Source organism: Streptomyces sp. NPDC029216 (assembly GCF_040648015.1).
Classification (GTDB): Bacteria; Actinomycetota; Actinomycetes; order Streptomycetales; family Streptomycetaceae; genus Streptomyces.
Genome location: NZ_JBEZWL010000110.1, coordinates 1 through 24,764 on the forward strand (window position 1 = coordinate 1; position 24,764 = coordinate 24,764).

General features: G+C 68.2%; 24 protein-coding genes and 2 pseudogenes. 7 read left to right on the forward strand and 19 right to left on the reverse strand.

From position 1 onward, the window contains the following. Positions 1–127 precede the first annotated feature (127 nt). The 5 genes from AB0F18_RS29175 to AB0F18_RS29195 form a co-directional block, all read right to left on the reverse strand. The gene (locus tag AB0F18_RS29175; RefSeq protein WP_362066001.1) at positions 128–1,237 is read right to left on the reverse strand and encodes a serine/threonine-protein kinase; all 1,110 of its coding nucleotides are present in this window, start codon (positions 1,235–1,237) and stop codon (positions 128–130) included. Then, the gene (locus tag AB0F18_RS29180; protein ID WP_362066003.1) at positions 1,219–2,058 is read right to left on the reverse strand and encodes a hypothetical protein; all 840 of its coding nucleotides are present in this window, start codon (positions 2,056–2,058) and stop codon (positions 1,219–1,221) included. Before AB0F18_RS29180 ends, AB0F18_RS29175 begins: the two co-directional genes overlap by 19 nt. After that, positions 2,055–2,972, reverse strand: coding sequence for a serine/threonine-protein kinase (locus tag AB0F18_RS29185; protein WP_362066005.1), 918 nt, complete (start codon positions 2,970–2,972; stop codon positions 2,055–2,057). The genes AB0F18_RS29180 and AB0F18_RS29185 overlap by 4 nt, the downstream gene beginning before the upstream one ends. Positions 2,973–3,294: 322 nt before the next feature. Next, positions 3,295–3,450, reverse strand: a complete 156-nt coding sequence (locus AB0F18_RS29190; RefSeq protein WP_362066007.1) for a hypothetical protein — start codon at positions 3,448–3,450, stop codon at positions 3,295–3,297. Next, positions 3,431–4,201, reverse strand: coding sequence for a hypothetical protein (locus AB0F18_RS29195; RefSeq protein ID WP_362066009.1), 771 nt, complete (start codon positions 4,199–4,201; stop codon positions 3,431–3,433). The genes AB0F18_RS29190 and AB0F18_RS29195 overlap by 20 nt, the downstream gene beginning before the upstream one ends. 97 nt (positions 4,202–4,298) lie before the next feature. Between AB0F18_RS29195 and AB0F18_RS29200 the strand changes: the two genes are divergently transcribed. Continuing rightward, a complete protein-coding gene (locus AB0F18_RS29200; protein ID WP_362066011.1) occupies positions 4,299–4,787 on the forward strand; it encodes a DUF4265 domain-containing protein in 489 nt (162 codons plus the stop codon). Between the two features lie 250 nt (positions 4,788–5,037). On the opposite strand, the gene AB0F18_RS29205 is transcribed toward AB0F18_RS29200, so the two are convergent. The 6 genes from AB0F18_RS29205 to AB0F18_RS29230 form a co-directional block, all read right to left on the reverse strand. Further along, on the reverse strand, positions 5,038–5,286 hold the full coding sequence (locus tag AB0F18_RS29205) for a DUF6233 domain-containing protein (protein WP_362066013.1): 249 nt from the start codon (positions 5,284–5,286) through the stop codon (positions 5,038–5,040). Beyond that, positions 5,283–5,426 carry a glutaminase gene (locus AB0F18_RS29210; protein WP_362066015.1) on the reverse strand — a complete coding sequence of 48 codons (144 nt, stop codon included), beginning with the start codon at positions 5,424–5,426 and terminating at the stop codon, positions 5,283–5,285. Before AB0F18_RS29210 ends, AB0F18_RS29205 begins: the two co-directional genes overlap by 4 nt. Before the next feature lie 290 nt (positions 5,427–5,716). Next, positions 5,717–6,700: a hypothetical protein gene (locus AB0F18_RS29215; RefSeq protein WP_362066017.1), complete on the reverse strand. Its 984-nt coding sequence runs from the start codon at positions 6,698–6,700 to the stop codon at positions 5,717–5,719. A 54-nt stretch (positions 6,701–6,754) separates the two neighbouring features. Next, a complete protein-coding gene (locus AB0F18_RS29220; protein WP_362066019.1) occupies positions 6,755–7,897 on the reverse strand; it encodes a hypothetical protein in 1,143 nt (380 codons plus the stop codon). A gap of 126 nt (positions 7,898–8,023) precedes the next feature. Further along, positions 8,024–8,974: a hypothetical protein gene (locus AB0F18_RS29225; RefSeq protein WP_362066021.1), complete on the reverse strand. Its 951-nt coding sequence runs from the start codon at positions 8,972–8,974 to the stop codon at positions 8,024–8,026. A 214-nt stretch (positions 8,975–9,188) separates the two neighbouring features. Further along, on the reverse strand, positions 9,189–10,424 hold the full coding sequence (locus AB0F18_RS29230) for a hypothetical protein (RefSeq protein WP_362066023.1): 1,236 nt from the start codon (positions 10,422–10,424) through the stop codon (positions 9,189–9,191). Between the two features lie 432 nt (positions 10,425–10,856). On the opposite strand from AB0F18_RS29230, the gene AB0F18_RS29235 reads away from it, so the two are divergent. The 3 genes and pseudogenes from AB0F18_RS29235 (at position 10,857) to AB0F18_RS29245 (ending at position 13,575) form a co-directional block, all read left to right on the forward strand. Continuing rightward, positions 10,857–11,990 carry a hypothetical protein gene (locus tag AB0F18_RS29235; protein ID WP_362066025.1) on the forward strand — a complete coding sequence of 378 codons (1,134 nt, stop codon included), beginning with the start codon at positions 10,857–10,859 and terminating at the stop codon, positions 11,988–11,990. A 297-nt stretch (positions 11,991–12,287) separates the two neighbouring features. After that, a pseudogene (locus tag AB0F18_RS29240) lies at positions 12,288–12,404 on the forward strand (IS5/IS1182 family transposase); the annotation flags it as partial. A gap of 862 nt (positions 12,405–13,266) precedes the next feature. After that, positions 13,267–13,575 carry a hypothetical protein gene (locus AB0F18_RS29245; protein WP_362066027.1) on the forward strand — a complete coding sequence of 103 codons (309 nt, stop codon included), beginning with the start codon at positions 13,267–13,269 and terminating at the stop codon, positions 13,573–13,575. Between the two features lie 70 nt (positions 13,576–13,645). Here the strand turns inward: AB0F18_RS29245 and AB0F18_RS29250 are convergent, their stop codons facing one another. The 5 genes and pseudogenes from AB0F18_RS29250 to AB0F18_RS29270 all read right to left on the reverse strand — a co-directional run bounded on the left by AB0F18_RS29250 (position 13,646) and on the right by AB0F18_RS29270 (position 19,273). Beyond that, the gene (locus AB0F18_RS29250) at positions 13,646–15,313 is read right to left on the reverse strand and encodes an IS110 family transposase (RefSeq protein WP_362066028.1); all 1,668 of its coding nucleotides are present in this window, start codon (positions 15,311–15,313) and stop codon (positions 13,646–13,648) included. Positions 15,314–16,410: 1,097 nt separating this feature from the next. Then, positions 16,411–16,647 (reverse strand): hypothetical protein, encoded by a 237-nt coding sequence (locus AB0F18_RS29255; RefSeq protein ID WP_362066030.1) that lies wholly within the window; start codon positions 16,645–16,647, stop codon positions 16,411–16,413. A 254-nt stretch (positions 16,648–16,901) separates the two neighbouring features. Then, positions 16,902–17,477, reverse strand: coding sequence for a hypothetical protein (locus AB0F18_RS29260; protein WP_362066046.1), 576 nt, complete (start codon positions 17,475–17,477; stop codon positions 16,902–16,904). Positions 17,478–17,591: 114 nt separating this feature from the next. After that, positions 17,592–18,055: pseudogene (locus AB0F18_RS29265) on the reverse strand (transposase family protein); the annotation flags it as partial. A gap of 783 nt (positions 18,056–18,838) precedes the next feature. Continuing rightward, a complete protein-coding gene (locus AB0F18_RS29270) occupies positions 18,839–19,273 on the reverse strand; it encodes a hypothetical protein (protein WP_362066032.1) in 435 nt (144 codons plus the stop codon). A 738-nt stretch (positions 19,274–20,011) separates the two neighbouring features. Between AB0F18_RS29270 and AB0F18_RS29275 the strand changes: the two genes are divergently transcribed. Next, the gene (locus AB0F18_RS29275; protein ID WP_362066034.1) at positions 20,012–20,650 is read left to right on the forward strand and encodes a hypothetical protein; all 639 of its coding nucleotides are present in this window, start codon (positions 20,012–20,014) and stop codon (positions 20,648–20,650) included. Between the two features lie 111 nt (positions 20,651–20,761). After that, on the forward strand, positions 20,762–21,757 hold the full coding sequence (locus tag AB0F18_RS29280; RefSeq protein ID WP_362066036.1) for a hypothetical protein: 996 nt from the start codon (positions 20,762–20,764) through the stop codon (positions 21,755–21,757). Between the two features lie 11 nt (positions 21,758–21,768). On the opposite strand, the gene istB is transcribed toward AB0F18_RS29280, so the two are convergent. From istB to istA, 3 genes are read right to left on the reverse strand one after another with little or no spacing between them, the layout of a single operon-like run. After that, a complete protein-coding gene (istB, locus tag AB0F18_RS29285) occupies positions 21,769–22,569 on the reverse strand; it encodes an IS21-like element helper ATPase IstB (protein WP_362066038.1) in 801 nt (266 codons plus the stop codon). A gap of 21 nt (positions 22,570–22,590) precedes the next feature. After that, positions 22,591–22,998, reverse strand: a complete 408-nt coding sequence (locus tag AB0F18_RS29290; protein ID WP_362066040.1) for a hypothetical protein — start codon at positions 22,996–22,998, stop codon at positions 22,591–22,593. Then, positions 22,995–24,116, reverse strand: a complete 1,122-nt coding sequence (istA, locus tag AB0F18_RS29295) for an IS21 family transposase (RefSeq protein WP_362066042.1) — start codon at positions 24,114–24,116, stop codon at positions 22,995–22,997. The genes AB0F18_RS29290 and istA overlap by 4 nt, the downstream gene beginning before the upstream one ends. Positions 24,117–24,283: 167 nt before the next feature. Here istA and AB0F18_RS29300 point away from each other — a divergent pair. After that, positions 24,284–24,764 (forward strand): DUF6086 family protein (locus tag AB0F18_RS29300; RefSeq protein WP_362066044.1); only part of this gene is annotated, 481 nt, incomplete at its 3' end.

Here is a 24,764-nt window from a genome sequence, read left to right on the forward strand (position 1 = left end):
GGCAAGCACGCGAAGCTCCTGGCGGACATGGGTGATCTTGGTCGAGAACCCGTCTACCAGGAGCTTCGTTGTTGCGTACAGCCCTTGGCCCCCAATAGGCCGACACCGCAGTCAGGTTGGAAAAGGCTCAGTGAGCGGAGAGAGCGATCACGAGAACAGCTACGAGGATGACGAGCGTGAGCAGGCCTGCCGCCCCGAGGACGATCAGCACGGTGAGGTTGGTGATCAAGCTGCCTGCGGCTCTCCAGCCAAGTGGCGTCAGGCCCGCGATGCGCTGTGTTCGCTTGGTGCCGGAAGCCGGCCGACCGGCGGCGTATTCGTCCCTGAGGTCTTGCCCGTCGTCCTGGTAGTCGGCTATCAGTGCGGCCCAGCTGTCGGGCGGCGCTGCTGCAGCCGCATGGAGCCGCCGGCGCGGGGTTTCATACTGCTCGGCCAGAACGCGCAATGCTGCCGCGGTGGGCCGGTCGGCCGGGTTTGCGGCCAGGCACGCTTCTGCAAGCTGACGTAGTGGGGCGGGGACGTAGGTGAGATCGACTGACGCCCGGGACACGAGTGCCAGGAGGCGCACCGGGTCACCGGTATCGGGGTAGGGGGGCTTGCCGGAGGCCAGGGTGCAGAGCGTGGCGCCCAATGCCCAGATGTCACACGCGGCTGTGGCCGGTTCACCGCCTGCCTGTTCGGGGGCGATGTAGGCGGTGGTGCCGAGCGTGAGATGGGTGCGGGTCACGTCGGTGGCATGGGAGATGCCGAAGTCGATGAGTCGTATCCCCTGGGAGGTCAGCAGGATGTTGTGCGGCTTGAGGTCGCGGTGTACCACGCCGGCGGAATGCAGCGATTCCAAAGCGGTGGCGCAGTCGGCGACGATGTTGGCGACGGCGGCGGGATGAGCGATCCCGCAGCGTGTCACGAGCTCGCCCAGGGATGGCGCTGCGACGTACTCCGTCGCGAGCCAAGGTAGAGGGGCGTCCGGATCGGCGTCGAAGACCCGGGCCGTTCGGAGTCCGGCCGCCCGTCTCGCGATCTTGACTTCGCGGGCGAACCGGGCCCGGTCCGCGTCGGTCGTCAGGCCTTCGACCAGAAGGGTCTTGACGGCATATAGCCCCTCGCTCCCGCTGCGGGTCGCAAGGTAGACGCGCCCCATGCCGCCCGCGCCGATGCGTCCGAGAAGCCGGTACGGGCCCAGTGAGGCGGGGTCTGCCCGGTGGAGCGGCCGTAGGATCACACTGTCGTCAGGCACAGCATCCTTCCCCGGTCAGGAAACTTGTAGCGGACCCGTGTTTGCCGGGGGCAGGCCGTATCGGACAGCCCGTACTTCAACACGCGCAGAATCGCGAGGCCGGCCGGGGCGGTATCCGAACACGTGACGGTCGTGGCGAAGACGGGCCCGTTCATCAGCGGCGTGACCTCTGTGAGGGCTGCGAGGGCGGGCTGAGGACCGATCACACACTCGTCCGGATGGAATATCCGCTCGAGGCAAAGGCTGACGGTGCCTGCCCGACTGGACCGGTTCCAGGTCACCGCGGCGGAGGGAGCCCCGCAGCGATCCACTGTTCCCTTGTTGCTGGAGGAGATGACGCGCCAGCGCGCACCGGGAGCGCCGCAATCGGTGGTTTCGGGTGAGGGGGCGAGCCACTGGCCCGCAGGATCGAGGCCGGTCGGGGTGCAGTCGCCGGCCTTGATCCCGGCGAATGCCCGGTCGATCGGCCCGGGCTGTTCGGCCTGCTGGTTCTCGTAATAGCCGTAGGCCAATACGCCGCCGAGTAACAACAGAGCGGTAGCCATCAGCCCTTGTACGGACCGCACGAAGACAATCTCACCCCGGCTCCGCGCCCCTGCGAGGAGCTTGTCGGGTTGCGGCGTCTCGTCTTCGGGGGTGGTGGCCAGGTGTGCCGTCGGGTCCGGGGCGGCCTCTGCGGCAGGCGCTGCCGCGCCCGGCGGGGACGGCAGGCTTTCTTCGGACCTCGCGAGCCGCTCGGGCGAGGCGTCGGCCGCACGGAGGGCCGCCCTGGGATCGGCTGCGAGCTCGCGGCCCTGGCGCGCGTACGCTTCGATGATCACGTTCCACGAACTGGGCAGCCAACCTTCCGTACTTGCCAGGGTGGGCATTTCGGCCAGTGCGGCCGTGAGGGTGTCCACCAGCTCTCGGCCGCCGGCCGGTCGCCGGGCCGCAACGCGAGGCAGTCCCTCACCAGCGGCGCGAGTTCACCGGGCAGCCCCGTCAGGTCGACATCCGCCTCCGCCACATACGTCAGCAGTGCCAGCATCTCCATACCGGCCGGGTAAGGGGGGCGGCCGACGAGGAGGTGGAAGAGCGTCGCACCCAGTGAGTAGATGTCCGACGCTGCCGTCGAAGGCTCACCACGTGCCTGCTCCGGCGAGGTGAAGGCCACCGTGCCCAACGTCAGCTGCGTACGCGTCAGATCCGCCGCGTGGGAGATCCCGAAGTCGATCAGCCGCGGACCATTCAGGGGCAACAGCAGATTCTGGGGCTTCACGTCCCGATGCACAATGCCGTGCCGATGGAGCTCACCAACCGCTTCCACAGCGCCACGCGTCACCCACCGGGCCGCAGGGCCGGCCAGGATCCCGGCCTTCATGACGAGCTCCGCCAACGAGGGCGCCGGAATATATTCGAAAGCGAGCCACGGCCACTCAGCTTCGGCATCCGCTCCCAGTACCCGCGCGGTACGCAGGCCTTCCGCCCGCCGGGCCACCTTCACTTCACGCGCGAAGCGTCTGCGGTCCACGGCACTGATTTCGGCCTGCGCCAGCGGAGACTTGATGGCCACCAGCATACCGTCAGTAAGTGATCTACCCAGGTAGACCCGCCCCATGCCACCGGCTGACAGCCGACCGATCAACGGGAAGCGGCCGAGCCTGACCGGATCACCGTCTTCCAGGGGCTGAACGTCCGCTGCGCTCGTTAACTCCCCCACCCCGGGTTCCCTCCGATGGTCGCGTGTCACGAGCATGAAGGTGAAATCCTACGTCCGGACAGACAGGGAGCGCTTGCGTTCAGCGTACGAATGGGAATCGCCGCCCCAACGCCGAGAAGGACCGAAGGGCCGACTGAACTCCAGGAACCTGGAAGACCACGAAGCTGCGCTCACGGGACCTGTTAGGCCTCGTCCCACTCACCGCCGTCGCGGCCGTGCCTCTGGGGGCCGTCTCACCGGTCAGGGGAGCGACGGGCCGGCCGCGCCGACACCAGCCGGGCCTGCTGCTCGGCGTTCAGTTGTGTCCAGTCCTGCCGTTGGCTGGCCAGCCAACGGCCGACGTCCTCGCCGTGCCGGGTCACCCCGGAGAGATGGCCTTCAGACGGGTCCCTTCGTCAAGGAGCTGGGCGAGGTAGGTGGCGTGCCGCTGCCAGTCCACCGTCCGCCCCAGCAGGCCGGGGTCCCAGTCGGCGTCGATCGCGGCCAGGGCCGCGTCACGCCGCTCGGCGCGCACGGGGTGCTGGAGCCGGACCGAGCGGGTGCTGCTGACCTACGACCAGGTTCGGTCCTACGAGCTGCCCGAGACCGAGGGAAAGCGCGGCGACCCCCGGTGGCCGGCCTTCGCTCGCCGCTACAGCTTTGCCCCCCGCCGCCCGGTGCAGTGGGAGGTGGAAGCGCTGGAGCCGGACGAACTCCACCGCCTGGGCCTCGCCGCCGTCGACCCGTACATCAACCGCGACGTCCTCGCGCAGCAGATCGCCCGCGAGAACAGCAGCGCCGCGCCCTGGAGGATTTTGCTGGTCGGTGGGGAGCGGCGGGTGAGGAGCGGCTCCTAGGCGGTGGCCTGTGCGGCTGGAGCGAAGCGCAGCAGGTCGGCCCTGGCCTGGCACGCCGGGTAAGCGGCGTCCGACGGCGCCGCGGACGAGGGCATAGGGAGTGACGCAGAAGGCGCCGAGGGTGGCGGCGACGATCAGGGTGAGGAACAGCCAGTAGTCGAAGCCGTGGCCGTCGGAGGAGGCGAGGAGATACCCGTACGTGCGGGTGGCGAGGATGCCGGTGCTGGCGATCCCGGCAGCCCATCCCAGCACGGTGAGTCCGAGGCCGAGACCGACGAAGGCCCAGAACAGGGTGGGGCCAGCCACGACCGCGATGGCCAGGAACACCGGGTAGTCGATGTCCCGGCCGCCGTTTCCATTGGAATCGGCGGCCGGTTGCGCAGCGGTGCCGGGCAGCACGATGGCGGAATCGTCGGCGCCCTGCTTCACGGGCCGCAGCCCGGGAGCCCGGGGCGGATCAGTCAATCAGCTTGACGTTTAACCCCTGCGCTCAAGCCCGGTGCGAGTTGGCTTTGCCGGTCAGCGGATGATGGCGGGCATGGAGAGCGTGGTTGAGAAGATCAAGGTCTGGTTCCGGTTCGTGCCGCGTGAGGGGTGGTTCCCGCAGGACACCGAGGGTCTGGGGGCAACGGATCTGGGAGACAGCACGGCCCGGATCGAAAACGCCCCATTCCTTCAGGGCGGGGTGGCCGAGGGCGACGTGGTGCGCTACCAGACCGGCTCCGACGGGCTCCACTGGGCTGTCGGGCGGGTCAGTTCCTCCGGCAACTGCACGATCCGTGTCGTGCCCGTACCCAGCGGTCCCCTCGGCAGAAGCCCGCAGGCGGTCCATCAGCGACTTTCGGCGTTCGGCCTCGGAGGAGAGGTCTTCAGCGAGGACTTCCCCATGGTGGCTTTGACCGTGCCGGCAGGCACGGACTTCGCCGGGATCAAGGCACTCCTGGCGCAGGGGCAGGCAGAGGGATGGTGGCACTACGAGGTCGGATGTGGCACCGACGAGTGGTGGAACACCTGAGGTCTATCCAGTTCGTCGGGGTTTGGCGCCGACCTTGTGGTGCATCGGCCGGGCGTAGGACTCGCCGGTCGCAAGGACCCGCCCGACGTCGTAGGGGGTGGCAGGCCGTCGATTCTTCGAGCCGGCAGGGCGCCCGGGTCCCGGCCGAGAATCTCCCCGTCGCAGCGCACCCGGCGGCCGCCCTGGGCGTCCGGTGGATAGACGACTACACGCGGGGCGGGGCTCATCCCTTCACCCTGCCGGTGCCCGGTCACTCCAGCGCTCCGAGAGCGGTGTCGGGCCGGCAGTGGATGCAGGCGGGCACGCCCTCGGCCGGCAGGCGCCGTATCTGCTCCGGGTCGGCGGGGGCGCAGCGGTTGCCGGTGTCCCAGCAGTCCCCGGTGTGCACGCGGGCGGGAAGCCGGCTGACGCCGATCCCGCGTTCTACCAGCCATGCCGGGGGCTCGGGCGGCGGCTGCTGCGGGGTGGTGGCGGCCTCGCGTTCCTCGGCGGCGGTCATCGGGTTCGCCGGTCGCCCGTCTCCGGATCCAGACTGATCGCGTTGAACCGCTCGCCGCTCGGCTCGGCCCACACCCGGCGGAAGACCTCGTCCGCGCCGAGTCCGGTCAGCGCGAGCGCCAGGACGAACGGTTTGGACACCGACTGGACCGTGAACGCTTGTCCGTCTCGCCCGCCTGATTGCGATGCCCGTCCGCACTCGTCAGCGCCATGCCGAAGTCCGCGGGCTCCGCCCGCGCCAGAGGCGGCATGTACATGACGACGTGCCCGCTGTTCAGTTCACGGAACCGTTCGCCAGCACGGCGTTCACTGCGTCGTACAGGACACGCTTTTCACCATGCGCTCATCCTTGTTTGGAACAACCGTTTCGCAGCGCAGGCGCATGGGGAACACGTCACGGAAGCAAGGCCGTCCCGAGCGGGAGACGTTGCCTACGTCATGTCGGCGGGCCGGTCTCGCCTGGCTTTGGGCTCCAGCCTCCTCTTCTTCGTGCCTTCGATCTCCTGGACCTCCCAGGGGCCGGAGACGACCGACGGTGCCTCGCCTGAGATCACGGAGGCGATGGGTTGGCCGTTCTCGTCGTAGACGGTGGCGACATCGGTCAGTTGCCAGAAGAGGTTGAGCTCGGGGTTTTCGCCGAGGTTCTGGTAGGTGCTGGAGACGAAGGACGTCGTCTGGGTGGACACGGTGAGCTGCTGGGTGGAGGTGGAGGACTCGCTCAGGGAGGCGGAGACGGATGCGCTGAACGGGCCCCAGCCGGCGCTGGCGCTCACGCCGACGGACGCGTTGGTGGTCTCGCTCTGCGAACTGCTCTCCTGCATGCCCTGGGTGACGGTGTAACTGACGGTCCGGGTCTCGCCGGGCGCGAGACTGTAGGACTCTCCCGTGCAGTGCCAGAACTGTTCGCGGGTGACGGCCACGCCGAGACCGACCTGGTCGTCCGCCAACGTGTTCACCGGGGTGCGGGTCGTGGTGCCGTGCTGGACGAGACCGGTGGCCACCAGGACGCTGGGGCCGTCCTGCGGGATGAGCATGTCCGCAGTGGGTTGGGGGATCGGTCCGATGTCGTTGGGGTCCAGCAGGTCGAACCCGGAGAAGGTGAGGGTGCTCTTGCCCGCGGGGTTCTGCAGCACGGCGGCGAAGGCGCCGGAGTAGTGGGACTTGGCCAGCCAGTAACTGCCGGCCCAACAGTCGCCAGTGATCACGACGTTGTCACCGTCGGCGTCCATGACGAGTCCGGGCAGGCCCGCGGTCCAGTTCCCGTCGCCGTCGGGCCCGCACAGGTTGCCGGACTGATCGACGTAGAAGACGTCGAGGGGGATGGAGAGGTCGTTGATGACGAGGACCGAGGCCCTGAACTCCTTGAGGGGTGAGACGAGGGTGCCCGCGAGGGCCGCTCGGTAGTTGTCGTTCATTCGCATGGTGAGCTCCGATCACCTGCCGCGCATTCGTGTGCGCGGCAGAGCCGCTCAGAAGTCGGGCTCGTCGGTGAGGTAGTAGATGCGCGTGCCGCGCTCGGTCTGTACCAGAGCCAGTGGCCCCTGCGTGGCCACCTTGGCAGCGGCCGGAAGGTCCAGACCGGCGGTCAGGTCCCACCACCGCCAGTCCGACCCCGGCCCTCTCCACAGGGAGAGGTGATTGTTCCAGTCCACGTAGGACACCCAGGGGCGGCCGTCAGTGGTCGCCGCGCATGCGACGGAGCTGTTCGCGGCCGCGGTCGTGAAGATCTCCTGGGTCGACCAGCCGTTCTCCCAGTTCGCCCAGAGCGGTTCGGATCCCTGGCCCAACAGTGCGACGCCCTTCGGGGTGCCGTCGGCCGGCGCGGCCGCCAGCGGACTTCCGTCCTTGAGCCGTCTGACACCCTGGCTGGCGAGGTTCCTCGCCGACCATCTGCCGTTCTCGTCCCCGTAACCCGCCATCTCGATGAGGCTGTCGTTGGTGTCCGCGTAGTAGACGTGCCGGTGGTCGCCGCCCCACCCTGTGGCGGCCAACCCACTGAGTGGGGAGGGGGAGGGGAGGTTCATGAACTTCGTGAGATCGGTGATCCGGCGTGGCGGCTTTCCGAATCCCTCCACCTCGATGACGTGGCCGTTCTTGTTGAAGAAGTAGACGAAGCGGCCTCGGCCGTTCTGCAGCGCGGCCATCGGGCTCGTCGCCGGCACCTTGGGGATGAAGTCGGCGATGTCGGAGTGCCAGGTGGGCTCGGACTTCACGGACTTCATGGACTTCAGGACGATGAGTCCGCCGCCCTCGTCTACGTAATAGACCATCATCGTTCCGGATCGCATGCCGCCGGTCGTCAGCGCACTGTTCCACCGGGCCGCGGGGACGCCGAGGTCGCTGGTGAGGTTGAGGAATTGCCAGCGGCTTCCGTCGGTCTTCAGCTCGATGACGGCGCCGTCGGCGTCCGCGTAGTAGACGCGCCGACTGTCCGAGCCCCAGCCGACGGCCGCGAAGCCGCTGGTCAGGGCCGGGAAGGGGGCTGGTCTGAGGATGCCGCGTCCCACGTCCCTGCCCGCGGCGATGTTGAGGTTGGTCCATTGGAACGAGCCATCCGGCTCCTGAGCCACTTCGATGACAGCCGTGTAGCCTCCGCCCTGGGTCACGCCCATGGGTCGGGCACCCGTTGTCGCCATGATCTCCTCCAGCTGTTGGTGGGTGCCCCCTGCTCTCGGGGTCCGTGGTGTGTGCCGCTGTTCGATCGGCCTGTCGCGGTGAGCCGAGGTACGAGGGGCCGCCTAGGCCGGCCGGACGGAGACGATCTCGGGAGTGCCGTGTCGGATTTCGGCGGGTGGGGCGGGCGGGTCCAGATCCTCCTTCGCCAGTTTGTCGACGTTGACGGGGCCCCAGACGACGGACGGGCCCGTGGCGGAGACGACTGACGCCAATGGGGTCCCTGTCTCGTCGAACACGGTAAGGACGTCGGTGAGTTGCCAGAACAGGCACATCCACCCGTGGCTGTCGTCGTTGGAGTACTGGTTCGACGTGAAGCTGGTCGTCTGGGTGGACACGGTGACCTGCTGGGACTTGGTCGAGGACTGGCTCAGGGAGGCGTTGACGGAGGCAGTGAACGGGCCCCAGCCGCCGCCGGCACTGGCACTGACCGACCCTGTCACCGTCCTGGTGTCGGACGAGCTTTCCTGCATCCCCTGAGTCTGCGTGTAGTCGACGGTCTTGTCCTCGCCCGCTGCCAGGCTGTAGGAGTTCGGCAGACGCTGCCAGAACTGCTCACGGGTGACGAACCTGTTCTTCTGCAGTGTCCCCGCCCCTACCAGGATCCTCGGTCCGTGCGGTGGGATGATCACGGAGCCGGTGGGTACGGGAGTCTCCCCGATGTCGTCCGGGTCCAGGAGGTCGCGGCCGGTGAGGGTCACGGCGGCGTTGTCCCGGTCGGCCCTCCAGACTGCCGCGAAAGCGCCCGAGTACCCGACCTTGGCGACGAAGTAGTAGGACCGGTCGAGGTTCTTCCAGGTGATGGTCGCTCCGGGGTCCAGGATCTGGCCCGGGTAGCCGGGGGCCAGCCTGTCCGTCCGCTTGTTGCGGCCGTACAGCAGGCCGTCGAACCCGACCCAGTACACCCATAGATGTACGGGCGTGCCGTTGGTGACCGTCATGTTCGTCCGGCTTCCGTTGTCCACGGAGGCGAGGGTTCCGTTCACGGCATCCTGATAGGTGTCGTTCATGCGCATGGGATGGTCCTCCCTTTCCCGGAGAGACGATCGGCGCCTGTCGTCCGCGACGGCGCGGCAGATGACCCGTCACTCCCCTCACCGCATCAAGTCCGGAAGGCGGGTGTCGTGCGCGGCCCGGCCCGACTGCCGTGCGGGCGGTCCCGTCGCGTGGCCGGGCGCACGGGCGCCGTCAGCGCCACGGGCGGCCACAGCGCCGGGGCGCCCGAGGCGTCTACTCCTCGCTCGTGTAGTAGACGCGCGGGCCGCTGGTGCAGATCGCGGTGATCGGGCTCGGAGCGCCGGTGGCGACAGCGGGAAGGTTCAGCTCGGCACCCAGGGAGTGGGAGGTCCACGTGTACCCCGACCCCTGCAGTTCGATCAGGCGGTTGTCGCCCTCACCGGGGTCGTCGGCGGCGCCCAGGTAGTACACCTGGGCCGCCGAGCGATCGGCACGTGCCACGGCGGCCAGTGAGCTGCCGGCGGCGGCCGCAGGAGTGCCCGCACCATCGTCGGCATTCACGCCCACACGGTTGACGCCCCAGCCACGGCCGTTGAACCCCACCTCGACCACCATCCGGTCGGCGTCCAAGTAGTAGAGCTGCGGATGGCCCTCGGCGGTCAGCAGGACCGCGAGCCGGCTGCCGGCTGCCGCGGCCGGGGCCCCGTAGACGGACAGGCTGCGTACCTGCCACACCACTCGGCCTTCCGGACGCTTCTTCGTACCCTCGATGACGGTGCGTTCCAGTTGTACGGGCCTGTCGCTCTCGTCGAGGAAGTACACACACCGGGAACCGGTACCGCAGATGCCCGCGGTCAACCGGCTGAGCGGGGCGGGAGTCGGGCACACCTCGATGCCGGACGTCAGATCGTCGACCGACCAGCCCTCTGTCCCGAGCCACGACGCCTCGACGATGTGGCTCCGCCCGTCCAGGTAGTAGACGTATTCGCCCTCTTCGGTGGTGACAGCGGACAGCGGACTGATCGACGAACCTCGCGGGGCGTCGTCGGACACGTCATAGGTCCACTCCCGCGACCGTTCCTCCAGCCGTACCAAGCGCCGACCGCCATCAAGCCGGCCGTCGTCGAAGTAGTAGACCCCCAGGCCCCCGACGTGTCCCGTCACCGCCAGCGCACTGCCCGCATCGGCGGTGGGGGCACCGATCTCGGTGGTGAACACCCGATATCCGTCCCACCGGCCGTCAGGCAGCGAAGGCTCGTACGACGCTCCGACCAGGCTTCTGTTCAGGTCCTGGTAAAAGACCCGCCGATCGTCCTCAGTCGATCCCACGGCCGCCAGCCCGCTCCCCGCGATCGCCACCGGACTGACCTGGCGCCACACGGGCCCACCATCGGACTCCGGGGAATCAGGTGCTTCCCCCTCGGAGAAATTGATATCCGAGTACCCCCATTTTCCGTCCTGTTCGGCCACCTCGATGATGCTGAAAACCTTCTCGGCCATCCTTCTCACGCGCCCGTTCCTTCCATCCGTCAGGCAAGGCCACGACAGCGGCCCCACTGCCCCGGCCACCTCCTACCGCTGCCCCACCCGGCGGAGTTCGGACCGGTGGCACCACCGCTGCCCTCCCTCCACGATGCACCTCCGAGGCAGCTGTCGCACGTGGAAGGGAGGGCCGATTGGCCGCTAAGCATGGGAAGTTGACGCGCTGGCCGAGAGCGCCCGCCTGGACGTCAGCACTCCCGCCGCGAGATGCGGGAAACCGTGAACGGTGGGTAGATGAATTGAGGGGCGCGCTGCCGACCGATCGGCCGGCAGTGACGGGTCGCCGTCAGGGCCGGCAGCGCTGGTGGGGGTCCCAGCACGGCGACAGGCACGTTCACCCTCCGTTGTCGCCCCACTGAGAAGGCGCATTGTCATGCGGCCTGGTCAAGGACGGGTATCGTGAAGGCATTCCCGAGCGATCGATTGCATGAGTCCGTAGCGCATTGGCTGTACGACCCGAATGTCGTCGGGCTCGACATGAGGCACAAGGTCACCGGTGGTCGGGTGACGCGCGAATGGGCAATCTGCGTACAGGTACTGGAAAAGAAGCCGACATCAGCACTCGCGGTGGGCGAGCTGCACATTCCGCCCACCGTGGAGACCTTGACAGTCGATCCGGGAACCTCCGCATTCAGAACGTACACGCCGACGGACGTGATAGAAGTCGAACCACCCACCCTCTGTAACGGATATTTGGGCTGGCATGCGCGCCCGGCCTGGGGCGGGCTCGGAATAGGTATTCGGTCCCATGACCGTACACAGTGGATCGACGGGACGATGACTGTCGCAAACTGGGGCGGCGTGCGCAGGATTTTCTCTGCAGGCCATTGCCTTAATACGCAAAGGTCGGACACTGGATTCGTGGTCAAGGAGAAGATGGAGCCGTCCAAGCCCATCTTCCAGCCTGGGCGCGAGCTGGAGCTACACCCTCCGGGCAAATGGAGTTCCAGAAGAATGAAAATCGGATTGGTGGAAAATTCCTACCCCCTCTTCATCTACCCAGTAGGCGACAAGGGGCCGTTCTACTTCAACACGTACGACGTCGCGTGGGCCATTCCGAAGAGCGGCGCGACAAGCTATGCGATCGGACCCGAGGGCCTATCCACTATTTGGCCCCAACCGAGCCAGAGTGTCAGAATCACCGACATTTCCACGATACCGCAGCAGGCGGATCTTGAAACATACAAAGGGTCCGCCTACGGACTCCGCGTGGGTTTCGTGGGGGTAAGGACCGGAATTCATGAAGGGCTCGTCAAAAATACTTATGCGCTCATGAAGGTAATTGCTGACGTTCAGCAGAACTTCTACTGCTTCAGGGACCTTGTGCGCGTAGAGCTTAATTCTGGCGGACTGCCTGATCATGGGGATTCGGGTTCGATGCTCGTCGGGCTCGGCAGCAAAATGGGGACGGGGCTAGGTATCCTCTGCTCAGTCAGCGCAAATGCAGCATATTTCTCGAGGATCCCTACTGCCAATCCAGGAGGCGCGCTGCTGCAACAGCCGAAGCACGATCCCGGCCCGCCGCCACCATGAAATTCTGAACTCATCGCCGACACAGGTCTGTTGTGGCATCGGTGTCACCAGGCCAGGCTTGCCCCTTGGCCGCGAGAGCGGGCCGGGGGGCCAGCGCGAAGCACCAGCTGGTGTGGTCGGCTGGCTCCTGTGTCCGCCGGGCTCCGGTCGGTGCAACGCCGCATTGTCGGGGCAACGCCTCATCAAGGATGGCAAGACCCGGCGCGACATCGTCCGACGCCTCAAATGCTGTGCTGCCCGGAAGGTCTTCCACCTGGCCGAACCCGTGGAGTCGTGCGCCATGGCATCCCGCACACGATTCCGGAGAAGAGCGACAGCCAGGCCGCCCGCCTGCGCAGAGGATCACGCGGCGGGCGGCCACCCGGATTCGACGAAGACCGCTACAAGAAGCGCAACACCGTGGAGAGGGCCATCAAACCGGCTCAAGCAGAACCGGGCAGTGAGCGGGAGAATGCCGAGCGTGTCGGGCTGCGTCCGAACCAGCTCAAGACCATCGAGATCCGCCTCGACACCGTCCGGGACCTCGCCCTCCACCTCCATGCCCAGGGCCACACCACCTGGGCGAGTGTGAGCGTCACCGACCTGGAGGCATTCCTGGCCCGCAATCCGGCTCGCAGGGCTTCCTGGCTCGCGGGGCTGCGGCAGTTCTTCTCCCACGCCCACCGCACCGGATTGGTGCTCCACAATCCCGCCGCAGCCGTGGGGGCACCGCAGTCTCGGGGCTTCAGGGGCTCCACCCTCACTCTCGACGAGCAGCGCGCTCTCTACCGCCGCTGGAGTGCTGGCAAGGATGTCCTCCCGCACGAGGCCTTAATCGGCCTGGCGGCCCTCCTCCACGCCGCCACCACGACCGAACTCCGCCGCCTCACCCTCGACCACATCAGCACTGGCCCCCGGACGGTCCGCTTCCCCGGGCGCGGCGTCGACCTTGCCCTCGACAGTGCCATGTGGAGAGCCCTGGAAGGCTGCCTCGCCCGCCGGAGCGCCTTGCACACGGACAACCCGCACGTACTGGTCACCCGGCTCACCAGAGTCACCACCCGCCCGGCCGGCGCGGCCCACATCCGAGACAGCCTCGCCCCGGTCGGCCTCCTCCCGCGTGTCCTGCGTTCCACACGGCTGCTCACCCTCGCCGACGAACTCGACGTCAAACAGTGTCGCTGAGGGGGAGGGCGGTTGCGGTATCGGTGGTCCGGTGAGCTGGGGTGTTGCAGGTCTGTGTGAGAACGGCTTCGCGGCTTCAGGTCTGGCTTGACCTGGAGTTGTTGCTGGTTGGGTGGGAAATTGTCAGCGTGTCCTGCGCCTGGAAGCCGCCCGGCAGGCCGAAATCGAGGCCGCTGCCGAACAGGAGCAGGCCCAGTCGGAACTCACCGAGGCCGTCGGCCTGCTGGACAAGGCCCGGCATGAAGCCGCGGCCGCGCGAGACGAGCTCGATGCGGCACGGCTGCGCGCGGAGATGGCCGAGAAGCTGGTCAATCGGGCGGCTACACGTCTTCATCAGGCAGAAGCAGCGGCGAAGAAGGCCGGCCAGGCTACTGCGGCCGCCACCCGCCACGTCAGGGAGATGGAGGCGGAGCAGGGGTGATTCCGAGTCGCTCGGCAGGGGCCGATGATGCTCCTATTGGCAGTCAAGGGAGCCGGGAACCTAGTGGTGGTCAGGTTCGGTAGGGGTGAAGCGCGACGCTCTCCGTTCCGACGCTGATCTCCACCCAGGACTCGTCCATGCTGCTGGGGATGGGTGATGCCAGGTCGAACAGCACGGACCAGTGGCCCATCTGGAGGTAGGCGGCTCCGTCGTCGGTCAGGTGAAGGCGGCCGCCCATGATCACCCGGTCGCCTTCCTGCCGGAGCTCCGGCTCGGTGTCAGCGCTCGGCCGGGTGTTCTGGCGCCAGTCGATGTCCGCGTCGACGGTCCATTCGATCAGGTGCTGGCCGTCGGCTTCTTGCGGATCACCGCACCAGAGCACAACGGCGGACCCGATGGGGGTGTGAACCCGAACGGTTATATGCGGCTGCGGGGGCTGCGGCAGGATCTCTGTGCGGACGAACATCGCCTCATCATCCATGACATCACGTCTCGGGACCGAGGAGTTGTCGGGCTCCCGGGGTAAAGCGGCGGTGAGCCAGTCTCGGTAGGCGCCTGCGAGGTCGTCGTCGCGGCGTGTGCCGCGTTCGATGCAGGAGATCACGGCAGGCCAGACATTGAAGTGCTCGGCGACGGTGGTCCGGGTGATGTTCTTGGCCTGGCGTGCCGGCCGCAGGTCGGAGACGTCCGGGACGCTGACCGGTGTCGTGAGGTAGCGGAAGATCTCCCGGGCGATCGCGCGCTTGAGGAGGCGGATGATCTCCTTCTTCGTGCGTCCGGCGGCGGTCTGCCGGGCGACGTATTCGCGGGTGCGGGCGTCGCTGGACATGCGGACGAGAGCGATGCGGTAGAGAGCAGCGTTGGCCCCGCGGTCGCCGCCGCGGGAGAGGCGGTGGCGGTTGGTCCTGCCGCTGGAGGCTGGGACGGGTGCGACGCCGCAGAGGGCTGCAAAGGATGCCTCAGTGCGCAGTCGGTCGGGGTTCCCGCCGGCGGTCACCAGAAGCTGGGCCGCAGTGTCCGGACCCACACCGAACGCGGCGCGGAGGCCGGGGTTGTGCTCGGTGGCGGCGGCGTCCAGGGCGGCGGTGAGGGTGTCGTGTTCCGCGGTCAGGGCCTGGACCCGGCGTGCGAGGGTCTTCAGCGCGGTCAGGAGGGCGACGCGTGGTCCGTCGCCGGTGGGACGGAGCCGGGAGAGGACATCGACCTGCGTCTTGCCGCGCAGGGCGGTGTACTGGACGCGGACGTCGTCCGGGGCGGTGATGAGGATGTGCGCGATCTGGTTCAGGGTCGCGGTGCGGGCCTTGACGGCCGAGCGGGCGGCGTTGTGTAACGCGCGTATGCCGCTTACGGTGTCGTCCTTGGGGACGACCGATGCCCGCCCGGACAGTGCGGCGCGGGCGGCCTCGTAGGCGTCGATGGGATCGGACTTGCCGATCCGGCGCCGCTCGGCCTTGTCGGGCCGGTTGACCTCGACCACGATGAGGCCCGCGCGGCGGGCGGCGCGGGTGAATTCGAGGCCATAGGTCGAGGTGCCTTCGACGCCGACGGCGGTCACGGTGCCGTGGGCGTTCAGGAATGCGATCGCCGCGGTGTATGCGGCTGCCGTGGTGGGGAACTCGGCGTCCGCGACGTGGCCGCCCCGGTCGGTGATGACAGCGACGTGGATTGTGTCCGCGTGAGAGTCCACTCCGCCGAATACCGCATCCAGTTCGGTGGCGGGCGTGGTCGTCGCTGTCATCCTGTGTGCTGCCTTCCTGGCGGGCGGTGACACCGGCCGGGTGGGTCAGACAGGACATTGAGGGGGCCTGTGGCCAAGCTCCTATCAGGTCATGCTCCACCTGGCCGGAGCCATGGAGAACGGGTTCCGGCGGTCGGACAGAACATCTACAAGACAGCCCAGCAGGGCGTCAGTCAGACCCTGAGCCACGACCACCGGAGCCCGCTACGAGTATCAATGTCAGACCCCTTGGGGCCGTCCCGGCCGCCCGCGGGCTGCCGGCGCGTGCTGGACGCGCCCGGCTCCGGGCCCTGCCCGTGGCGGACCGAGACGAGTCCTTCCACGGGCAGGGGCCTGGGAGCTGCGTCGGGTGGAGCGTCAGGGCTGGGGCGTCGCCCCGCCGGTCTCCGGCCAGTTGTCCCAGGGCCACAGTCCGCCGATCGCGTAGCGGCCCTGGGCGTCCGGGGTGACGCGCTCGGCGCCGGGGCTCGTCCCGGTAGGTCCGCGTCCCAGGTGAACGTGAGGGTGCCGTCGTACTCGAACGCTGCGGTGAGGCCGCAGTTGTCCCGGTGCAGGTCTTCGACGATGCGCTGCGCGGTCTCGCCGGTGAACAGGTAAGTGCCGTAGGAGGATCGCGGCGCTGTGGTGGGCTGTCCGGGGTAGGGCCCGTACTGCGTCCCATCGACCGTCAAGAGCTCAAGGGGCGCGGCTGCGGCGGACGCCTGGGGGGTTGGGCTCGGTGCGGCGTCACCCGGGTCTCCGGCGCGCAGGCAGGCAGGAGCGGGCACGACCGTCACGCTGTGGGCCGGCACCGCGTAGCGGGTGCGGCCGGTTCCTCCGGTCTCGCGTGGACGGGAGGTTCGAAGGACGTCGACGGTGATTCGTCCGGTGGGGCTGAAGCTGTGGACGACGCCTTCCACCATCTCGGTCGAGTGGCCGCTGCGGCCCCACTTCCGGGGGACGAGGACGTGGGCGCGGTGCGTGATCGGGGTTCCTCGCCAGTCGAGCATCAAGGCCATGGGGTACCTCCCGTGGGTGTGTTCGGGCCGGCGGGGTGCCACTCCCCGCCGGGGGCGGGGGTGGGGCGGCGCACCCCACCCCCGCGGGTGGTTGTTCGCTCAGGAGAGGCGGACGGGCATCAACAGGTGCTTGTAGCCCTGGCCAGCCATTTCGGGGCCCTCGGTGAAGAGTCCGGGCTTGCTGATCTGCCCCTTCTCCATCTCGCCCAGGTGCAGGGTGATGGTGTCGTCGGTGAATGTGCCGAGCGCGTCCAGCAGGAAGCTCGGGTTGAAGGCGGCGAGGCCGCCGCGCAGGTCTTCGCCGGTGCCGTGGGTGATGGTCGTCGGGATGGGCATGCCCTTGGTGCGGGCATCGCCTTCGGCCGTGTCCGGCCGGGGGCGAGCGTGAGGTTGCCGTCGGTGTCCCAGGCGAACACGACGGGGATGTTCCTGAGACCCTTGGCGGTTAGGACTCCCTGGGCCTTCTTCACGGCCCGGACGGTCGTGGCGCGGTCGAGCCGGACCGACGTCTCGCACGTCTCGGGGAACAGCTTCCCGTACTTGGGGAGACCGCCGTCCAGTGAGCGCACCGTGATGGTGATGGCGCCCAGCTACAGCGTGGCGCGGGCGGTGGGCAGGATGACCACAGGCTCCCCTTCGGCGTGATCAGCGGTGAGGAGACCGATGCCCACGGGGCCGTCGTGCGTCTTCAGCCGCTTGGCCAGGGCGGAGAGGGTGGCGGCCGGGATGAGCACGGTCAGCGGCTTCTTCGGCGGCTGCACGGTGGCGGTGACGGGGACTTCCGCGACGGCGAAGCGGTAGCGGTCCGTGGCGGCCATGGTGAGCGTCTCGCCGTCCAGCGTGACCTGGATGCAGGTGAGTACGGGCAGCGTGTCGTCGGTGCCCGCCGTGGGCAGTACGCGGTTGAGCTGGGCGAGGAAGGCCCGCGCGTCCATGGTGGCCATGGCGGGAGCGGCCTCCAGCGGCTGGGTGTACTCGTGGATGTCGTGCGTGGTGATGGGGGCCGTGAGGTGTTCGGTGGCCAGCAGGTCTCCGGCGAGCGAGACGCGGGTCTGGGCCGCGACGGCCTTGGTCTCCCCGGCGACCATGGCCGCGAGCGTCTTCTTCAGCTCCGGGAAGTCGAGGAGCGAGGAGCCCTTCCCGGCGGGCGTGGCGGCCGGGACCATGACCGACACCGCGGTGTCGAAGTCGTAGGCGCTGAAGACGACGTGGTTGCCGCCGGTCTCGATCAGCACACCGCGCTGTGCGGGCGGCTGCGCCTTCGGGGCAATTCCGAATTCGCCGGCGCCCTGGTATGCCTTGTCGGCCCAGCACTTGGGGCCGGCGTCGGTGAGTGCGTCGATGATGCCGTGGGTGCGGGCGGCGGTCAGGTCGTGGGTGGAGCCGGGCAGCGCGGGTGAGACCCACAGCAGGCGGCCGAACGGGTCGGTGAGGACCTGGACGTTCATGCCGTGACGTTTGTGCTTGCCCGAGTAGTACGGGTGTCGGCGGCGATCCGGTCGATCGGTGGCAGGGTGCCGTCGAGGATCACGAACGCCTTGGTCCGCGCGACGTGCATCGTGTCGGCCAGGGTGGGCGCGAGCGCGGCCGGTACGTCGACGGCCTCGCGTATGTAGCGGTACGCGGTCGCGATGCCGATCCCGAACCCGGCGGCGAGCTGGGCGTAGGTGTCACCGCACCGCAGATGGGCCAGGGCGAGGAGAGCCTGACGGCCGGCGGTCAGACGCCACCACCGGGTCCCGATCTCCCCTCGCGCGCCCATCCCGTTGAGGAAGGTCTGGTTGAACTCGGTGCTTTTGGCGTTGTCGCGGAAGGAGCGGTCCAGCTCTGCGTAGTCGGCTGCCGACACCTTGTCGCCGCTGTTGATGCGGGTGGCGATGTCCTCGGCATTGCGGGCCTCGTAGACCTCGATGTCGCCCTGTGCGTCGGCATTGAAGCCGTTGTAGGTTTCGTCGTTGCCCTTGCCGAAGGCGTCCTTGTTGCTGTCCACCACGACCGCCTCAAGAGCGATCTTGACCCCCTGATCGGCTTCGGAGACGGCCTTGACGCAGTCATTGATGTGCTGCTGCCACTTGGTGACCGCTTCACGTATGGTGGTCTGACCGTCCGGGTCGTGGTGGTAGGCGCTGCGTTCAGCGGGAGTCAGTTTGGCGTAGTCGAAGGTGACGTTGCCTTGCTCCGAGACGGTCATCCCCGCCTTGATGGCGTCCTCGCGCGCGGACTCGACGCGCTTCTTCAGGTCGGTGAACTGGGTGTGGGCGTCGCGCAGCAGGCTCGCGACTGCCTTGGCCTGGATCTGGGCGGCGGAGTACTCATACCGCGTGGCGGCGAAGCTGGTGTGGGCGACGCCTACGCTGACGCCGCTCCAGTCGGGACCCATGGTGATCGTCTGCACACTGTCGTGGTAGCGGGTCTCGACCTTCTTCAGTTCGTCGGCCATCTCCTCCCACTTACCCGCTGCCGTCACCAGCAGACCCAGATCAGTCGACATCACCTCGTGGTACGTCAGCATCTGCTCGCTCCCTCTCTACAGGTCGTTGAGCTTCGACGCGGTGCCCAGGGCACCGAACCCGTCGCCCGTGCCGATGTCGTTCCGCACGAACAGTCCCGAAGCGCCACGCAACGCCGTCTTTTCAGAACCGAGCCGGCCCATCAGAACCTTCACCTGCTGGTCCCACGTGTCCGCCACCTTCTTCAGGCCCAGGGCAGCGTCCCATCCCTCGAAGCCCTTGACCGCGGCGCTGGTGCTGTCGTCCGCCTGCTCCGTGGCCTTCTTGGTGTTCGGCTCCAGCTCGGTCTCGACGGTGTTCCCGGCCGACCTCTTCTGGGCCGGCGTCGACGCGAACGTCCCACCGTCACCGCCACCGCCGTCGGACGCCGGAACACCGTTGAGCCGCATCACCGTCTGCTCGGCGACCTTGCCTCTCTCACCGCTCCACTCCTGCGTGAAATCCCCCGACACGACCGCCCCCCATTCAACTCAAGTCATGCTTGCCTGCAGAGTGCCGAACCCCCCGTCCTCGCGGACGATCAGGAACCGGCGCTTGCGCACGCGGCCTGCGGGCCACCGCTGGGCGAGGACTGTCGTGTCCGACATTGCGGCATGGCAGCAACCGCCGGATACCGAACACCGGCACAGCCTGCTCGACATAAGACGTTCTTGATCCTTTCCCCCGCCTCGCGGCAGCGCATTGCCGTTGACCGGCAGTCTTTACCCGTCATTCGCTGCCGCTCCACGGCATCTTTCTGCCAGGGGCCGCCCCGGACCCGCGCCTGGGGTGCCGTCGGCGCGATCAGCAAGGAGGAGGCGCGGGGGAGGGACGGTAAGCACCGCAAGAGCAGCTGACAGGGTCGGCTCGAGCATGCGCGGGGTAAGGCTGGGTGTATCGGCTGGAAGGGCGCCGGCGCAGGCAACCCGCGTCGCCGCATGGGGCAGGGGTGGTCCTCAAACGGCCCGCAGCGCGGCCCGGGCGGCCTGCACGGGCGCGGGTCGCAGGGCCAGGGGCGGCCGGTCTGGTCGGGGAGCCTGCCGACGATGGTTTTGCCGCCGCGGCTGAAGCGGACAAAGGTGGCGGGGGCGACGTACCCGCCGCCGAGCCGTACGCGAGCAGCGCGCCGTCACGGCCGTGCGCAGCCGGCCGGTGCACCCGGCCGCGCTGCTCCTGGTCGTGCTCGTCCTGAAATGGTCGATGCTTCCACCGTGCCCGCCACTCCGCTCTACTCCCTGGTGATCAGCCCCACCGGTGACGGCCTGGTCCTCACCCTCGACGGCCAGGTACTCGCCTACGGAGCCGACCCCGGGGAGCTGCGCGCAGCCGGGCGGGACAAGCTGATCATCCTCGCCGCCCTTGCAGGCCGCCCGATCCGCGCCCGCGCCACAGAGCCGGACTCCCCGGCCCCGTGGTGGATGATCGTCACGCCCGATGGGGGAGTGCACGACGTGCCCTCACACCCCGCCCCGCCCCTCCCGCCGCCCAGGCCGGCCGCACCCCCGAGCGTCCCGCCGCACGCAGGCCCGCCTGAGGTCCACCGCGAAACGTGGGCCTTCCTGTGGGCCGCTCACGCGGCCGGCGACCTGCCCACCGGCGTCCGCCACGCTCACCGCCTGGAGGTCGAGCTGGAGACAGCACACGGGCCGCGCCACCCCTACACGATCACCGCCCTGACCGCCCGGGCCTGGCTCACTCTCTGTCAGCGCACGGACCCGGCCGCTACCGCCGATCTGCTAATCACCACAGCGTTGCGCCGTTGGCTTCGTTCACGTGAAGTAGCAGCGCTTGATCAGCAGTTTGGGCAGCAGTCGGCGATCTTGAGTGCTGCAGATGCTCACGAGAAATGACGTCGCCGTGGTGCGGTGCCACCGGAGTGCGACGGAAGCGGTCCGTCTCTTGATCACCGGTCGTTAGACTCCCGGAGTTCGGATGCTGTCGATGGACTGGAAGGCCAAGCCATGGACGATGGCCGTTGGGATGACTGGCCGGAACGGTGCGTCGGCACGGACTGCGACGTGCGGGTGGCCGTCAGCGCGATCCCGCGGGAGGTCAAGGACGGGTTCAGGTACGACGAGGTCCCCTGGCAGCGGTTCCGGCACTTCTACGGCCCGGGCGAGGAGATCCCCGGCCTGCTCGCCACGCTCGCGTCCGGGGACGCCGAAGCTGCCGACAGGGCCCTGTGGCAGCTCTGGACGAGTCTTCACCACCAGGGCGGCACGATCGCGGTGGGAGCACTGGCAGTGCCGTTCCTGCTCCGGATCGGGGCGACCGCGCGCCCCGAACTCCGTGCCCAAACCCTTCGCCTGGTCGCCGAGATCGGCCGGTGTCAGCACATGGGGGACGGATCGCGGGAGGGCCTGCTCCAGGTCGCCGAGGAGCCGTTGATGATCGAGGGCAGCACGATGTGCCCGGTGGACTGGACGATCCAGGCCGCCCGTCAGGCCGTCACGGACGACCTGCACCTTCTGCTCCCGCTTCTCTCCGACCCCGACCCCGAGGTCCGCTCCGTGACCGCCTACGTCCTGGCGGCGGCGACCGGCGAGCTTTCACACGTCTCCTCTGCTCTGCAGTCCAGGCTGGCGAAGGAAGACAATGCGGTGGTCCGGGTGAGCCTGATCCTGGCGATCGCCCAGCTCGCCCGCGAACACCAGGATGAACACGCTCCCAGGTGGGCCCGGGGCCTGTGGTCGGATCCCGGACGACCGTCCGAGGTCCGCATCGGCGCCGGCCTGGCCTGGCTGTGCTTGGTCACCGACCCCGCCCCCGACGAACTCCGCGCCCTCCTCACCGACCCCGGCACCCGTCAATACGACGGCCTGCTCCAGCCGGTGCCATGGCTCACCTGGATCGACCCCACCGGCGTCGGGCTGCGCAGCTGCATCGACGAAATGCTCACGGCGAACAGCCCCGAAACAGTGCTTGACGATCCTTGGGGTGGAGGACCATCAAGCTGAACCATGCACGGTCAGCCGGCTTTGACGGGCGCTGCGGTCCGCGCCCGGGTCGAGGCGAGGCGGTAGGAGTCGGTGCCGGTCTCGATGATGGTGCCGTTGAAGGTGAGGCGGTCGACGATGGCCGCGCAGAGGCGGGGGTCGGTGAAGGTCTTGGTCCAGCCGCCGAAGGACTCGTTGGAGGCGATGGCGACGCTGTTCTTCTCCTCGCGTTCGGTCAGGACCTGGAAGAGGAGTTCGGCGCCGTGGCGGTCGAGTTCCATGTAGCCGAGTTCGTCGATGCAGAGGAGGTCGACGCGGCGGCCGTAGCGGGCGATGGTCTTGTTCAGCTGCTTTTCGTCGGCGGCCTCGACCAGCTCGTTCACCAGCTTGGTGGCGAGGGTGTAGCGGACGCGGTAGCCCTGCATTGCGGCCTCGGTGCCCAGGGCGATGAGCATGTGGGACTTGCCGGTGCCGGAGTCGCCGATCAGGCAGAGAGGCTGGCTCTTCTTGATCCACTCGCAGCTGGCGAGGGTGTTGACCACGGCGGGGTCGATGTTGGGGTTGGCGTCGAAGTCGAAGGTCCGCAGCGACTTGTCTCGGGGGAACCCGGCGGCCTTGATCCGGCGCTCCGAGCGGCGTCGGGCCCGATCGTCGCATTCAGTCATCAGAAGCTCGGCGAGGAAGCCCCGGTAGGTCATCTGGTCCTTCGCGGCCCGGTCGGCGATCTCGGCGAACTCGTTCCGGATCGACGGCAGCCGCAGCAGCCGGCAGGCGGTGTCGATGGCCGTGGTCGCGGCCTGCTCGGTCAGGTTCCGCTGGCGGGGCAGGGTCATGGCGCTTCTCCCTCTCGCAGGTCACCGCCGCCGGAACGTCACGGTTGCCGCTCCCGGCCCAGCAGCCGACCTCGGCGCCGGGGCCTCGGCAGCGGTGGGTTCATCCTCGGTCTGGGCCGCTTTGCGGGCCTCCAGCGCGACCGCGTCCGCAGTCAGCGCCCCAGCCCGTAGCGCGGTCGCCAGGCCGGCGACGATGTGCTCGTGCGCGAGGTGGCGTCCCAGCAGCAGTACCTCGATCAGCGCCCGGGTGCCCTCGGCGTCGCCGTGCGCCCGGACCGCCGCGGCCCACCAGGCGTCGTGGACCGGGGTGAACTTTCCCGCGGAGCGGGCCTGGTCAAGTGCGGTCGCGCCGGGGAAGGCTCCCGGCTTGCGGATCAGGGTTTCCAGGTAGTGGTCCAGCTCCAGCCGGCAGCTGCCCTTGGCGATCAACCGCTCGTGCCGGGTAACTCAACGTTCTTGTCGTAGACCACCAGGTGGGAGGCATGCAAGAGCACCCGGGCGCGCTTGCCGATCAGCCTCACCGGCACCGAGTAGCGGTTAGTGCGGACCGTGATCTGGCCGTAGCGGTCGACCCGCGGGGTGAACATCCGCCCCGTCTCGAACGGGTCCTCCGGCAACGGCAGCAGCCGAGGGCGCTCGTCCTCGAAGTACTCGTCGATCGTCCGTGTTCTCGACCCGATCCGGCGCCGTCCGTCGTGCCGGTCCCACTGCTCGACCAGCTCGTTCAGCTCCGCCAGCGAGTCGACTTCCGGCACCGGGACGAAGTGGTTGCGGCGGAAGTAGCCGATCTGGCCCTCGACGCCGCCCTTCTCGTGGGCTCCCTCGATGCCGGGCCGGCAGTAGAAGCTCTCGATCCCGAAGTGTGATTTGAAGGCGATCCACCGGTCGGCCTCCACCCGTGCCCGGCTCAGCCCAAGCACCCGGGCGACGGCCGCCTTGAGGTTGTCGTAGCGGACTTTGCTCCGAGGAACCCCGCCCAGTGTCCGCAGCACGTGGACGTGGCCCTCGAAGAACGCCTCCTGCCCGCAGGAGGCGAAGACGCGGTGGACGGCCTTGCCCGAGTAGGACAGGCGGAAGGAGAACAGATAGCAGGTCACCACCTCGCCGGCGAGCTTCACCGTCACGTCGCCGAAGTCGACCTCGGCCTCCATGCCGGGCTGGTGGGTCTGCGGGACGAACGCCTCGATCGGAGCCTTGCCCGATTCCACGAGGATCTGCGGCTTGCGGTCGGCGACGTAGCGGCGGACCTGCTGGTAGGAGACATCGGCGCCGTGCTCCTCGACCAGGCAGTGAAAGATCCGAGTGACCGTGTGCCGCTGCTTGCGCGGCGCGTCCAGGTCGGCCCGAAGGATCCCGTCGACCGTCGCCTTGTACGGGTCCAGCGCGGTCGCCCGGGGCAGGAGCTTCTTCCTCGGCTCCGGCCAGACCGAGTCCACGGCCTTCCTGATCGTCCGCCACGACACGTTGTACTTGCGCGAGATCTCCCGCATCGTCATGCCGTCTCGGTGGTCGCGCCGGATCGCGGCGTACAGCTCGACCTTCGACATCGGCGGCATGACCAGGGCCTTTCACCAGGAGCACTCCGATGCTGGCCTGGCAAGTACCCCGGTGACGTCGAAACTCGGGTTCTGGCTCACTTTCCGTGGAGGGCTGACTGACCGTAATGTCATGTGCTCGCGACGCTGGCCGGTATGACCAGCAGGGAGGGGCTGCATTGAGCCAGTACTACGACATGGGTGACCAGACCCTTTGGAACCCGTCCAACGGGGCCTCCCGGCTGTTCATGAGCCAGGTGAGCGTCTACCAAGCCGAACTGGGTCTGCCGTCCGGCATCGGCCCCATGCAGGCTGACGAGTGCCAGATCGACCCTCTCGTGTTCAAGGAGTTTGTCGACGCCCTGCTCGCGTGGCACCGGAGAACGAGTCACGCAGTCATGGTTGGCCTGTCCGAGGGCTTCGTCGCCACGGTGCTGGTCTTGGCGGAGAGGGCAGGCATCGAGGTGAACTGGCTGCCAGCAGGCGTCGCCGAGGACGGCGGCCTCAAGGATGTTCAGGTGTCGGCGGCCCCGGTTTCCTCTGAGGGGGCTTGGGCAGCCGCCCTTAAGACGTCATCTCATTTGGCGTGCTGTGTAGGCTGTCGATCGTGGCGGGAATTGTTGAGCGGCTGGTGCCGGATGAGTTGTGGGAGCTGTTCCA